14 protein-coding genes are annotated in these 12,113 nt (G+C 38.9%); 8 read left to right on the top strand and 6 right to left on the bottom strand.

The window, feature by feature from the left end; all coding sequences use genetic code 11:
* Positions 1–73: 73 nt before the first annotated feature.
* The 4 genes from gwsG to E6C50_RS07365 form a co-directional block, all read right to left on the bottom strand.
* Positions 74–1,111 (bottom strand): grasp-with-spasm system ATP-grasp peptide maturase, encoded by a 1,038-nt coding sequence (gwsG, locus tag E6C50_RS07375; RefSeq protein ID WP_136402561.1) that lies wholly within the window; start codon positions 1,109–1,111, stop codon positions 74–76.
* A 74-nt stretch (positions 1,112–1,185) separates the two neighbouring features.
* Positions 1,186–1,359, bottom strand: coding sequence for a hypothetical protein (locus E6C50_RS17615; RefSeq protein ID WP_168732766.1), 174 nt, complete (start codon positions 1,357–1,359; stop codon positions 1,186–1,188).
* A gap of 31 nt (positions 1,360–1,390) precedes the next feature.
* Positions 1,391–2,002, bottom strand: a complete 612-nt coding sequence (locus tag E6C50_RS07370; RefSeq protein WP_136402560.1) for a DUF6624 domain-containing protein — start codon at positions 2,000–2,002, stop codon at positions 1,391–1,393.
* Between the two features lie 263 nt (positions 2,003–2,265).
* Positions 2,266–3,789, bottom strand: a complete 1,524-nt coding sequence (locus E6C50_RS07365) for a S8 family peptidase (protein WP_136402559.1) — start codon at positions 3,787–3,789, stop codon at positions 2,266–2,268.
* Between the two features lie 166 nt (positions 3,790–3,955).
* Between E6C50_RS07365 and E6C50_RS07360 the strand changes: the two genes are divergently transcribed.
* Positions 3,956–4,438 carry a phosphoglycerate mutase family protein gene (locus E6C50_RS07360; RefSeq protein ID WP_168732765.1) on the top strand — a complete coding sequence of 161 codons (483 nt, stop codon included), beginning with the start codon at positions 3,956–3,958 and terminating at the stop codon, positions 4,436–4,438.
* 58 nt (positions 4,439–4,496) lie between these two features.
* Here the strand turns inward: E6C50_RS07360 and E6C50_RS07355 are convergent, their stop codons facing one another.
* Positions 4,497–5,192, bottom strand: a complete 696-nt coding sequence (locus E6C50_RS07355) for an OmpW/AlkL family protein (RefSeq protein WP_136402921.1) — start codon at positions 5,190–5,192, stop codon at positions 4,497–4,499.
* Positions 5,193–5,340: 148 nt separating this feature from the next.
* On the opposite strand from E6C50_RS07355, the gene smpB reads away from it, so the two are divergent.
* Together smpB and E6C50_RS07345 are read left to right on the top strand one after the other, a co-directional pair.
* Entirely contained in the window at positions 5,341–5,793 is a 453-nt protein-coding gene (gene smpB / locus E6C50_RS07350; protein ID WP_136402557.1) for an SsrA-binding protein SmpB, read from the top strand.
* 67 nt (positions 5,794–5,860) lie between these two features.
* Positions 5,861–6,913 carry a Fic family protein gene (locus E6C50_RS07345; protein WP_136402556.1) on the top strand — a complete coding sequence of 351 codons (1,053 nt, stop codon included), beginning with the start codon at positions 5,861–5,863 and terminating at the stop codon, positions 6,911–6,913.
* A 28-nt stretch (positions 6,914–6,941) separates the two neighbouring features.
* Here the strand turns inward: E6C50_RS07345 and E6C50_RS07340 are convergent, their stop codons facing one another.
* The gene (locus E6C50_RS07340) at positions 6,942–7,583 is read right to left on the bottom strand and encodes a protein-L-isoaspartate(D-aspartate) O-methyltransferase (RefSeq protein ID WP_136402555.1); all 642 of its coding nucleotides are present in this window, start codon (positions 7,581–7,583) and stop codon (positions 6,942–6,944) included.
* Between the two features lie 168 nt (positions 7,584–7,751).
* Here E6C50_RS07340 and E6C50_RS07335 point away from each other — a divergent pair, with 168 nt between their 5' ends.
* The 5 genes from E6C50_RS07335 (at position 7,752) to E6C50_RS07315 (ending at position 12,093) form a co-directional block, all read left to right on the top strand.
* Entirely contained in the window at positions 7,752–8,717 is a 966-nt protein-coding gene (locus E6C50_RS07335; RefSeq protein ID WP_136402554.1) for a Gfo/Idh/MocA family protein, read from the top strand.
* Between the two features lie 2 nt (positions 8,718–8,719).
* Positions 8,720–9,232, top strand: coding sequence for a mechanosensitive ion channel family protein (locus tag E6C50_RS07330; RefSeq protein ID WP_136402553.1), 513 nt, complete (start codon positions 8,720–8,722; stop codon positions 9,230–9,232).
* 1 nt (position 9,233) lies between these two features.
* A complete protein-coding gene (locus E6C50_RS07325; protein ID WP_136402552.1) occupies positions 9,234–10,121 on the top strand; it encodes a 3-hydroxyacyl-CoA dehydrogenase family protein in 888 nt (295 codons plus the stop codon).
* Positions 10,122–10,187: 66 nt separating this feature from the next.
* Entirely contained in the window at positions 10,188–11,408 is a 1,221-nt protein-coding gene (locus tag E6C50_RS07320; RefSeq protein WP_136402551.1) for a DUF1015 domain-containing protein, read from the top strand.
* A 25-nt stretch (positions 11,409–11,433) separates the two neighbouring features.
* A complete protein-coding gene (locus tag E6C50_RS07315) occupies positions 11,434–12,093 on the top strand; it encodes a YggS family pyridoxal phosphate-dependent enzyme (protein ID WP_136402920.1) in 660 nt (219 codons plus the stop codon).
* Positions 12,094–12,113: the final 20 nt, after the last annotated feature.

The following is a 12,113-nucleotide window of genomic DNA, read 5'->3' as shown; positions in this document are numbered from 1 at the left end:
ATTATTCGTTTTACTACTTTTTGGATTTACTAATGTTAATTGGAATGGAACATCATATTCTAATTCTAAAACTTTAATTATCTCTTTCATCGGTTCTTTTTTGTTCGTTACTCAATGCTATCAAGTCGTTTGCAATGATTTTTTCTAAATTGTAATTACAATTTATAGAGACCATTCCGAATTGTCCAACCGGATTGATTTCCAAGAATACATAGTTCCCTTTATCATCATAAATTAAATCAATGGAACCCGTATTTAAATCAAGGTCATTTAATAACTTTAATAGCTTTTCTTCTTCCTTCTGTGGTAATTTAAAAGGAACATATCTATTAGGTTTTACCCAATTATAATTTCTGAAATCGATACTTGTTTGTACATCATTTTGGCTAAACATTGCCATAGAGTAAACTTTATTTCGATGAATAAATGTCCTTATTTCAAACTGCTTGTCAATCTTTTTTTGAAATAATGACGGAAAAAATAATTGAGGAAAAGCTTTTACATCATTCTCGGAAACTTCTTTAGTATACATTGGTGCCGATTCTCCTTTATAATCAAAACAATTTGCCTCATAGATAGGCTTAGTGATTATACTACCATTTGCTTTCAAAAATAATGCAACTTCTTTTTTTGAAGATGTCACAATAGTATTTGGAATTTTCATCCCTATATCTTTTGCTCGTAAGAGTACATCTAACTTATTAATGTTTCCTCTGGCTTTACTCGGCTTTGGTATCCATAATTTATCCTTAAATACTGAAAAAATGCCATTAACATAAGTTGTTGATTCCTTTTGTAAATATTTATCATAGGTCTCCACTAAAAGCGCTTCTTCATTGGTAAAGTTCAGTTGCTTAAATTTTTCGAAAAAAGTTTTTTTCTCTGTTGGCTTAATCCATCTCCTATACCAAACGATACTGATTTCATTGGAATTGATTACTTGTCCGTAGTTCGTTATAACAGTAGTATTATTAATATCAATTTTTACATATTTATTTTGTAAAAAGTCATCACCATTTAAACGCAAAAAACGCGCATTGTAAAAACTTAGCCAATCAATAATCGTATTAGTCGGTTCATCGATATGCTCATGGGAAAGTATTAATATCATATATTAAAGTAATTTCTAAAAAATGTAAAGACTACTAATAAACCAGTCTTTACATTTTTAAACAATTAATCTAATTAATCAATGTTATCACTGTCACCGCAATCTTGGACACGAGTACCATCTGGAAGTCCAGTAGTTGTTCCATTACACTTTGTTTTAGTAGGACTAGCATATATTAAGCCACCTTTGATTGTTTTCATTTCTTCTTTAGTGAAGATTTCTTTTTTGAAAGATTCTAATTTTCTCATAACATATACATTTTAGTTAATAAATAGCTGTTTAATTTTCAAACGAATCGACATATTCTTTTAATGTCCCCAATCCCATTTCCTTCCTCAGTTCATCAACCTTATCAGGAAATTCAAGTTCCGGAATTGGATGCATTTTTTCTCCACCAGTACGACGTCCCAGTTGTGTTCCGTATTTTTGCTTTTTCCCTTTATTTTTCATTACTCTGTCATACAAATACGCATAATTTCTTACCAGAGCGTTCTTTTTCTTTAATTGCCTTTTAAGAGCCTTTAGCATTTTTTCCTGGAATATTACATCGTGGTCACTATGTTGTACAACTAACCAAAATCTTACACAGGCATCCCTACCATTCTCTTTTAAACCCGGATAACCACATTCCTTATAATATTTTTTAATCGTCTCACAATTCGCTCTAACAGTTTTAGACATTTCAGTTTGCATAGAATCTGTATATTTACGATCCTCTAATCGCTTGACATCCCAATCCTGAAGTTCTTGATCTTTTTTAAACATTCTAGCCAATTCAGTCTTCATTTCCTCAGAATAGGGTTTTGAACAACTACATGATGTGAATAGTATCATTATAAAACCAAAACAAATTATTCCATAAAAAGATATTTTTTTTAAAATCCTTCCCATCTTTACTTATTTAATTCCTTAATGATATTCGATCTGTATTTTTCTTAGGTCGTATCTTAAAGTTAAATCAAAACAATCTATCAGAAATACCATTAGTTTTAATGGTTCCTATTTGTACTGAATTGTCTTTAGTTTTTATTTGATCAATAAAAATACTTTCTAAAAGACCTGACAGGTTTCGAAAACCTGTCAGGTCTGAAGAAGTTACAAATAAAAAAGGGTTGCCTTCATTGGGCAACCCTTTATATTTGATCATACTTAAATTATTGCACCGCTAGCTGCGCATTGATATTTCCATGTCCGAAATCGGCATTTTTAGTCGGATAGAATGTCGACGACTGCTTCATTTTTGTCAACACCTGATCGCGTGTCCAGCCCGGATTTTTAGCCCAAACCAAAGCCGCGATACCAGCTGTCGTCGCAGTAGCCACCGACGATCCGCCTACGTAATTCGCCTGGTTATTGTAGTAGCTCAATACCGGAACATTGTTGTTGGTTCCAGCGCGTTCCATTACGATTGTAAAGTCGATTTTACCTCCTTTATGACACACATCACATTCCTGAAAAGTCGTGCCTTCTTTAACACCGGTTACCGCAACCGCCTCGCTCATCGAAGCCGGGAAGATCACACCCGCAAAGTTGGTAAAACTGGTAGAGGTTCCACCGGCGCAGAAAATCAGTTTTCCTTTGCTATAGGCATATTTTACACCGTCTTCAATTTTTCCAACCGAAATAATATGCCCCATCGACATCGAAATGATTTTAACATTGTTGTTATTTCCAAGAGCGGTAAAGGCCAGTTTAACGCCTTCCTGTTCGTGATAACCGTCCAGAACCACATTCGAAGCCGCTCTATACGTAATCAGACTGGCATTATAGGCCACACCCACCGGTAATCCGCTATTGTTTCTTGGTGCTGTTGCCACCGATGCCATACTGGTTCCGTGTCCGCATTGATCATCCGGTCCGTCAAATCCCGAAGACCACGGCCAGATCGAATCGACATAAACACCAAAACGCTGTACGGTTCTGCCGGACGAAGCGCCGGAGTTAAAACTGCTTCCCATCAGGCTTTGTTGCGGCGATAATCCGGTGTCGACAACCCCAATGGTGATCCCGCTTCCGGTACTGTAATTCCAGGCTCCCGGGATATTGTGCTTGTAAAAATTCCACGGCACTCGCGCATTCGGTGTTACCGTTGTATAATCGGCTGTCGCAATGGTAGCCGATGAAAAACCGCAACCCGAACTCGAACTTACTTCCGGTCCATAAACCGGACGTGCCTCTACAGTATCAAAATAACGGTAATCGGCTGGTTCGATATAACGGATATGTTGTTCTTTTAATAACGCTTCCAATGTTTCGCGTTTTTTAATCACCACATCCATAAGGTTTAGATCATCATCCTCTTTGAAAATCACCTCTTTTTCGGATCCTTTTTCAGATTCCAGAATAATACTTTTCAAACGGGCTTTAATTTCACGTCCTTTCCCGGATTTGTGGCTGTCGAAATCATCGGCATTCACACCATACCCGATCGTAACGGTGTTGTTTCCGCGGATAATAGCACTCCATAACATCTGGTAGCCACCATCTTTCCAATGAAACGATCCTTTTTCATTGCTAATTTGATCAATACGGGAATTGATCGCTGCTTTAGACAGGGTATCTTTTTGAAATAACTCCTGCCCGGATTGGTTGGCACCCGAATAGCGATCTTCATCTTTAGAACAGGCCGAAAAAAGCACTACACTCAGCAGTGCCACTACAACATAATTTTTTTTCATTATTTATCTGTTTTTGGGATTACATTTTCTAAAAATAACAATATTTTTAACACAAAAACAAAATATTTATAACAAAAATACTCAAATACAACAATAAAAAACAACAAACCCTTACTACTACTGGTTTTATAAAATAATGTTACCTTTAAGCACTAAAGATGCTAAAATGAAAAATTTACTATTTATTTTTTCCCTGATCATGGCACAGGTACTCCACGCACAAGAAGTTACGACCTCCTATTTTTTAATCCGTCATGCTGAAAAAGCCGATTCGTCAAAAGACACCAATCTGTCTGAAAAAGGCCTTGAACGCGCGGCCAAATGGGATAGTATTTTACAAAATATTTCTTTTGATGCGGTGTATGGTACTGTATACAAACGAACACAACAAACCGCTCAGCCAACCGCGAATCGGAATCATAAGGACATCATCGTTTACAACCATAAAGACCTCGACATTTCAAAGTTTAAAAAGGAAACTTTAGGGAAAAATGTGCTCATTGTGGGACATAGCAATTCCATCCCTGGTTTTGTCAACGCGCTGATTGGTCAGTCGAAATACAAAGAAATTGACGAAAGTGTATTCGGAAACCTATACCTCGTAGTCATTAAAGGCGATAGCATTACCGATTATCTGCTACAGTTTTAAAAAAGAAAAAGGTTGCCAGTTGGCAACCTTTCTTATCAAAAAACCACTAAACCATGGATTAGAATTTCATTCCAACCCCTAACCCTAATAACCATGGATTTATTTTAACATCCGCCGGAATACTTAAACCATCGGCTAAATTGGAAGCATCCACTGTGACATCTGTTTTCAAGAATAATCGTTTTACATCGGCATTGATAAAGAACTTATCGGTCACCATAAGGTCAAAACCTGCCTGAACCGCATAGCCTAATGCATTGTCGTATTTCACATCTTTAACCGTATTTCCGGCCTTTACATCATAAAAGATGGTATAGTTTAGTCCGGCACCTACATACGGTTTAAATACTTTTTCGTTCATCGGATAAAAATGGTACTGCGCCATCAAGGTTGGTGGTAATAAACGTACCGAACCCAGATCGACATTCGCTTTTGTTGGTCCGCCAACGGCCGAAATATCGGAACCTACCGTATGTACATCGTGCTTTGAGGTTCCCAGAATTAATTCCACGGCAAAGTTTTTAGTAAAGAAATACGAGAAATCCAGCTCCGGAATAATGGTGTTCGAAATGGAAACATCGCCACCAATCGTACTGATATCGGCACTTTCGTTTGGTACCACACCTACACCGCGTAGTCGAACCTGCCATCTTTTAAAATCTTCGGTCTTATATTTTGTATTGGTTTCCTGTGCCTGCATTACATTTGCACCAAATAGGAATACTGCTGCTGCTAATAAAGTTATTTTTTTCATCATTGAATCAGTTAATTATTACAGGACAAAAGTAACCGCATAATAACGCGCAAAAACTGACAAAAATCATAGTACAAAAACTTTTTCATTAGTAATTGGAATCACAAAATTTTTACGATTCGCTTTTTGTTCTTACATTTGCCGTCCTATGCTAAAAACAGTTAACATACTTAATAAGAGAGCGAAATTCGATTATGAAATACTCGAAAAGTATACCGCAGGAATCGTATTAACCGGAACGGAAATCAAATCGATTCGTTTGGGTAAAGCCTCTATAGCCGAGAGTTTCTGCGAATTCCACGGTCATGAACTGTTTGTGATCAACTCCAATGTCGAAGAATACCTATACGGTACGCATTACAACCATAGAGCCAAAAGTGAGCGTAAGTTATTGCTAAACAAAAAAGAACTGAAAAGTCTTTTAAAAAGCATGCAAAACAAAGGACTTACCATTATTCCGCTTCGTTTGTTTACCAACGAAAAAGGACTGGCGAAACTGGACATCGCCCTTTGTCGTGGTAAGAAAAATTTCGACAAACGGGATACTATCAAAGACCGTGATAACAAACGGGATCTGGATCGTATCAAAAAATCACACTAATTTATCGTTTAAAAGTGTTTTGCATTTGCTGATTTATGACTAAAATTGTCATGAAATAGCCGGAAACATGAAAGATCTACTTAAAAACGCCCGCGAACAAAAAGGACTTAAAACCCGCGAAGTGGCGCAGCTGCTTCATATCGATCAGGCATTGATCAGTAAATTCGAAAACGGACAGCGTAAACCCACACGCGAGCAACTCGTTAAACTGGCTACTTTACTCGAAATCGATTTTGACACCATATTGGTCAACTGGCTTAAAGAAAAGATTCTCTATGAAGTTGGTCAGGACGAATTGGCTTTAAAAGCGATACAAATGGCCGAGGAAGAACTCAAACGCAACGCTTTTACCAAGACCTATTTTATTCCGGCCGCGCTGCAAATCCTACTACACGAAATCGACAATTTAAAGGAAAAAGTAACGCGCTTCCGGTCGTTCGAAACCGAAGCGATCCGACAAACTCTGGCACTTGACTATATTTTTTGCAGTAATCAATTGGACGGAGCCGCTTTTTCACTGGACGAAACCCGAGCCGTAATTCAGAAAGGCGAAACCATTTCCGGCAAAAGTATGCGGGAACACCTCGAAGCGATCAACCATCAGGAAGCCATTCGTTACCTCGAAAGTCTTCCGGAAAAGAATAGCTTTATAGCCGAAAAGGATATTTTTACGCTTCACAATCTGATCGTCCGTGGTATAGCTCCCGATGAATCCGGAAAATACAGAAGTAGCGACAACATACCAAACCACAATTCCGACACCTTACCACGTGCCAACAGTATTCCCAAACTGATGGACGATCTCTTTTTATGGTACGAAACCAATAAAAACAAATTGCATCCGGTGATTCTGGCCGGTGAAGTCCTTGCGCAGTTTGGTTTTATACAGGCTTTTACGCACGGAAATAATAAAGTCGGCCGTTTGGTGATGAATTCCATTTTAATCCAACACGGTTATCTTTATGCGTTGATCAAAGGTGATGCGGCATCGCGAATAGTGTTTGAAAATGCACTGCATGAAGCCCATTCCACTCAAAATAAAGAAAAGCTATTGTTAATCGTTGCTCAGGCAGAAAAGGAAAGTCTGGAGCGCTACCTCAACCTTTTGGTTCATCAATAAAAAACGCCCGACGAGTCGGGCGCTTTCATTAATTTTTATCTTCCAGTAAAGGAACGAATCGGAAGTCGCCGAATTCGTGCTTTTCAAATTGTGTTTCGTTTTTACGGATCAGCAAGGTCATTACCTGAACATCTTCTCCCAATGGAATAACCAATCGGCCACCCACTTTAAGTTGTGCCATAAGCGGTTGCGGAATAAACGGTGCGCCGGCCGTAACGATAATACTATCGAATGGTGCAAAATTGGGCAATCCTTTATAACCATCGCCGAATGACAATTGTTTCGGACGAATTCCCAGTTTTGGCAATAATAAGGACGTACTTTTAAACAACTCGTTCTGACGTTCCACGCTGTAGACTTTTGCACCCATCATACACAAAACGGCCGTTTGGTAACCCGAACCGGTTCCGATTTCCAATACTTTGTCGTCTTTTTTCACCTGTAATAATTCCGATTGGAAGGCTACCGTATAGGGTTGTGAAATCGTCTGCCCGGCTCCGATCGGAAAGGCCTTATCCTGGTAGGCAAAATCTTCAAATCCTGAATTTAAAAACAGATGTCTCGGGATTTTTTTAATGGCTTCCAATACATTTCTGTCCGTAATACCTTTTTGTTGTAATACGGTTACCAGCTGATTTCGAAGTCCTTGATGTTTGGCAGTATCTCTCACTTTTATGGCAATTATTAAAGGGTAAAAATAACAAACAAATTTACAATTTGAAATCCATCTCCGGAAATTATTAACACGTGCTTCTCTTAAAAAAAATCCCCTAACTTTTAAATTTGAAATAGAAGTTTTTACGTCGAAATCTTTTATTTTTGTTGAAAATAGATGCTCATGCTAAAAGTTGGCGTATTAGGTGCCGGCCACCTTGGAAAAATACATTTACGATTACTCAATCAATCTGAAAAATATGAATTAGTAGGATTTTACGACCCGAATACCGACAATGCCGAAAAAGTGGCTCAGGAATTCGGTTACCAAAAATTCGACTCGATCACAGCACTGATTCAGGCTGTTGACGTGGTGGATATTGTAACCCCAACCCTTTCCCATTTCGATTGTGCCAAAGAAGCCATCGAAAACGGAAAGCACATTTTCCTTGAAAAACCTATCGCCAACACAGTTGATGAAGCCCGGGAAATTATAGCACTGGCAACCAAACATCAGGTTAAAGGTCAGGTGGGTCATGTAGAACGTTTTAATCCGGCGTTTAAAGCGGTAAAAGACAAAATCGAGAATCCGATGTTTATCGAAACGCACCGTCTGGCGGAGTTTAATCCCCGTGGTACCGACGTTCCGGTAGTACTGGATCTGATGATTCACGATATTGACGCTATTCTAAGTGTCGTTCAATCCAAAGTCAAAAATATTAGCGCCAGCGGTGTTTCGGTGATCAGTGATTCTCCGGATATTGCCAATGCCCGTATCGAATTTGAAAACGGTTGTGTGGCCAACGTAACCTCCAGTCGGATTTCGATGAAAAGCATGCGTAAAGCGCGCTTTTTCCAGAAAGATGCCTATATTTCGGTGGATTACCTCGACAAAATCTGCGAAGTAGTCAAAATGAAAGACGCTCCGGAAGTACCCGGCGATTTTGATATGATCCTTCAAAATGCCGAAGGTATCAAAAAACAAATCTATTACGACAATCCAGAAGTGGAACAAAACAATGCTATTCTGGACGAACTGGAGACTTTTGCCGATGCTATCACTAACAATACAACACCAATTGTAACGTTGGAAGACGGAACAGAGGCGCTTCGGGTGGCTCATCAGATTATCGACTGTTTTAAAAAATAACCATGATCCAAAAGTTGCTTCAGGATACAGAAACGCTGGTACATTTCGCAATTATTTGCGGACTGACATTGCTATTTTCGTATTTTGCCAATTTGTATCTAAAGCGACTGATCTACAAAAAATCCAACATCATAGACAGCGATCCGACGAATTATGTTTTTTTTAAACATTTTGCGACTGCTATTATCTATCTTTTCGGATTTGGATGGGCCTTGCTCACCTTACCGATCGCCAAAACCTACGGTCATTCGTTACTCGCCGGTGCCGGTGTCACCACCTTAATCGCCGGATTTGCTTCACAACAGGCACTGAGTAATATTGTAGGCGGCATTTTTATCCTGATTTTCAAACCGTTTCGCGTAAACGATTATATCGAATTTCAGGGCAAATCGGGACGTGTACTGGAAGTAAATTTACACGACACCATTATTCTGGACGATACCCAAAACAGGATTATCATCCCGAATACGTTACTATCAAACGGAATCATAACAAACATTAAAAAACAACCATAAAATGAAAAACATAGCTGTAATCGGAGCCGGAACAATGGGCAACGGAATTGCGCATACTTTTGCACAAAGCGGTTTTAAAGTATTATTAATTGATATTTCCGAAAAATCTCTGGAAAAAGGAATGGCTACCATCGTAGGTAACCTGGATCGTATGATTGCCAAAGGAACCATTACCGAAGCCGACAAAAAAGCGACTATCGAAAATATCATCACCTATACCGATATTGCAGACGGTGTGGTAAATGCCGACCTGGTTGTAGAAGCAGCTACGGAAAATGTAACGTTAAAACTGAACATTTTCAAACAATTAAGCGAGGTTTGTAACGAAAATACGATTTTGGCTTCCAATACCTCTTCCATTTCCATTACGCAGATTGCTTCTGTGGTGAAAAACCCGGCACGTGTTATCGGAATGCACTTTATGAACCCGGTGCCAATTATGAAACTGGTCGAAATCATCCGCGGTTATAACACAACAGACGAAGTAACCAAAACGATTATGGACTTGTCTGTAAAACTGGGGAAAACACCAGTAGAAGTAAACGATTACCCTGGATTCGTAGCCAACCGTATTTTAATGCCAATGATCAACGAATCTATCGAAACCTTATACAATGGCGTAGCCGGTGTAGCCGAAATCGATACGGTAATGAAACTGGGAATGGCGCATCCAATGGGACCATTACAATTGGCCGATTTTATCGGATTGGACGTTTGTCTTTCGATCCTGAATGTAATGTACGACGGATTTAAAAATCCAAAATACGCGCCTTGTCCCTTATTGGTAAACATGGTAATGGCCGGAAAACTGGGTGTGAAATCCGGTGAAGGTTTCTACGATTATTCCGAAAGCAAAAAAGCAGAGAAAGTAGCGAAAATGTTCGCTTAATTATACGTATACCCGATTGGCAATTGGTAATTTCGGTTATCAATTGCCAATTTTAATTTCGATTCAATGGCTATAATACAACCTTTTAAAGCGGTCCATCCTACGGCAGACAAAGTAAGTCTGGTGACTTCCCGTTCGTACGACGATTACGGAGCAACCGAGTTGGCTGCTTACCTGGAGTTTAATCCGTTTTCCTTTTTGCATATTTTAAATCCGGCCTATATGAACCAGCAAAAAATCGGTTTTGACAAACGCTTTAAAGCCGTGGCGCATAAATATGCCGATTTTAAGCGGGACGGAATTCTGGTTCAGGAAGAAAAGGCGGTATTGTATCTGTATCAGATCGAATCCAAAAACCATGCGTTTATCGGAATCCTGGCCGGAACTTCCATCAAGGATTACCAGGATAACGTGATCAAAAAACACGAGGATACGCTACAGTATCGCGTGGATTTATTTAAAGATTATTTACATCAAACCGGTTTTAATACCGAACCTGTATTGATGACCTATAACAGTACTACCGCTTTAAGCGAATGGATCAAAGCGAAATCACAGGAACGTCCACTATTGGATTTTTCTACAACGAATAAAGAGAAACATACGCTCTGGAAGATTGCAGACGAAAACGAAATCCAATGGCTGCAGGAACAATTTAAAAGTATTGGCGATTTGTATATTGCCGACGGCCATCATCGTTCCGCATCGGCGGAATTACTATACGAGCAGGATAAAAATTCCGGAAATCAGAATCTGGATTATTTTATGAGTTATCTGATTGCCGATAGTAACGTAAAAATTTACGAATACAACCGATTGATCCGCGATTTGAATGGTTTTTCCAAAGAGGATTTTATCAAAAAACTGGCCGATAATTTTGTGATCAAAAGCAAAAAACAGGAATTGTGGAAACCAAAGCATAAATTTGAATTTGGTATGTATCTGGATAACGATTTTTATTCTTTAAAACTTAAAGAAGAAAACTTTATCTTTGATGATGCCCTGTCCGGGTTAGATGCTCAGATCCTTTACAAAACGGTTTTACAACCGATACTGGGTATTGACGATTTGCGAACGGACGACAGAATTGCATATGTTCCCGGTACAAAATCCATTACAACCATCAAAGAACAGGTCGATAATGGCGAATTTGAAGTCGGTTTTATGCTCTTCCCGATTAGTATTAAAGAAATTAAGGATCTGGCCGATGCCAATTTGATCATGCCACCAAAAAGTACGTTTATCGAACCGAAGTTCAGAAGCGGTCTTGTGGTTTATGAAATTTAATTTTGGCAAAAACAGTAATGACGCTATGACAATACGTGAAAATCTTACAGCAATACAAGCAGGCTTACCGGAACAGGTTACGCTGGTAGCCGTTTCCAAAACCAAACCCGTTTCCGATTTAATGGAAGCCTATGACGCCGGTCAGCGTATTTTCGGGGAAAATAAGATCCAGGAAATGACCGAAAAATGGGAGCAAATGCCTAAGGATATCCAATGGCATATGATTGGACATGTTCAAACCAATAAAGTGAAATATATGGCACCTTATGTGAGCCTTATTCACGGTGTGGACAGTTTAAAACTACTACAGGAAATTAACAGGCAGGCGCAAAAAAACAATCGGGTTATCGATTGCCTGCTGCAGATATATATAGCCGAAGAAGAAAGCAAATTCGGATTGGATGAAAATGAATTAAAAACAGTGCTCACTTCTGATGCTTTACACGACTTACAAAACGTGCGAATTAAAGGTTTAATGGGAATGGCAACCTTTACCGATAGTAAAGCGCAAATTAAAAAAGAATTTAGCCGTTTAAAAGCTATCTTTGACACGTATAAAAATAATAAGACCCTAACTACTGACCTTTCCATTTTATCGATGGGCATGTCGGGCGATTATGCGATTGCTATCGACTGCGGCAGTACAATGGTACGGATCGGAAGCAGTATTTTTGGCTCCCGCTAACCGCGAATTTTAAAACTCAG

The organism is Flavobacterium supellecticarium (genome assembly GCF_004801375.1).
Taxonomy (GTDB): domain Bacteria; phylum Bacteroidota; class Bacteroidia; order Flavobacteriales; family Flavobacteriaceae; genus Flavobacterium; species Flavobacterium supellecticarium.
This window is presented reverse-complemented; position numbering and strand designations above follow the sequence as displayed.

Coding starts and splice junctions, on each gene's coding strand:
- gwsG (WP_136402561.1), bottom strand. CDS start 1,111: ATGATATTAATACTTTCCCATGAGCATATCGATGAACCGACTAATACG.
- E6C50_RS17615 (WP_168732766.1), bottom strand. CDS start 1,359: ATGAGAAAATTAGAATCTTTCAAAAAAGAAATCTTCACTAAAGAAGAA.
- E6C50_RS07370 (WP_136402560.1), bottom strand. CDS start 2,002: ATGGGAAGGATTTTAAAAAAAATATCTTTTTATGGAATAATTTGTTTT.
- E6C50_RS07365 (WP_136402559.1), bottom strand. CDS start 3,789: ATGAAAAAAAATTATGTTGTAGTGGCACTGCTGAGTGTAGTGCTTTTT.
- E6C50_RS07360 (WP_168732765.1), top strand. CDS start 3,956: ATGAAAAATTTACTATTTATTTTTTCCCTGATCATGGCACAGGTACTC.
- E6C50_RS07355 (WP_136402921.1), bottom strand. CDS start 5,192: ATGAAAAAAATAACTTTATTAGCAGCAGCAGTATTCCTATTTGGTGCA.
- smpB (WP_136402557.1), top strand. CDS start 5,341: ATGCTAAAAACAGTTAACATACTTAATAAGAGAGCGAAATTCGATTAT.
- E6C50_RS07345 (WP_136402556.1), top strand. CDS start 5,861: ATGAAAGATCTACTTAAAAACGCCCGCGAACAAAAAGGACTTAAAACC.
- E6C50_RS07335 (WP_136402554.1), top strand. CDS start 7,752: ATGCTAAAAGTTGGCGTATTAGGTGCCGGCCACCTTGGAAAAATACAT.
- E6C50_RS07330 (WP_136402553.1), top strand. CDS start 8,720: ATGATCCAAAAGTTGCTTCAGGATACAGAAACGCTGGTACATTTCGCA.
- E6C50_RS07325 (WP_136402552.1), top strand. CDS start 9,234: ATGAAAAACATAGCTGTAATCGGAGCCGGAACAATGGGCAACGGAATT.
- E6C50_RS07320 (WP_136402551.1), top strand. CDS start 10,188: ATGGCTATAATACAACCTTTTAAAGCGGTCCATCCTACGGCAGACAAA.
- E6C50_RS07315 (WP_136402920.1), top strand. CDS start 11,434: ATGACAATACGTGAAAATCTTACAGCAATACAAGCAGGCTTACCGGAA.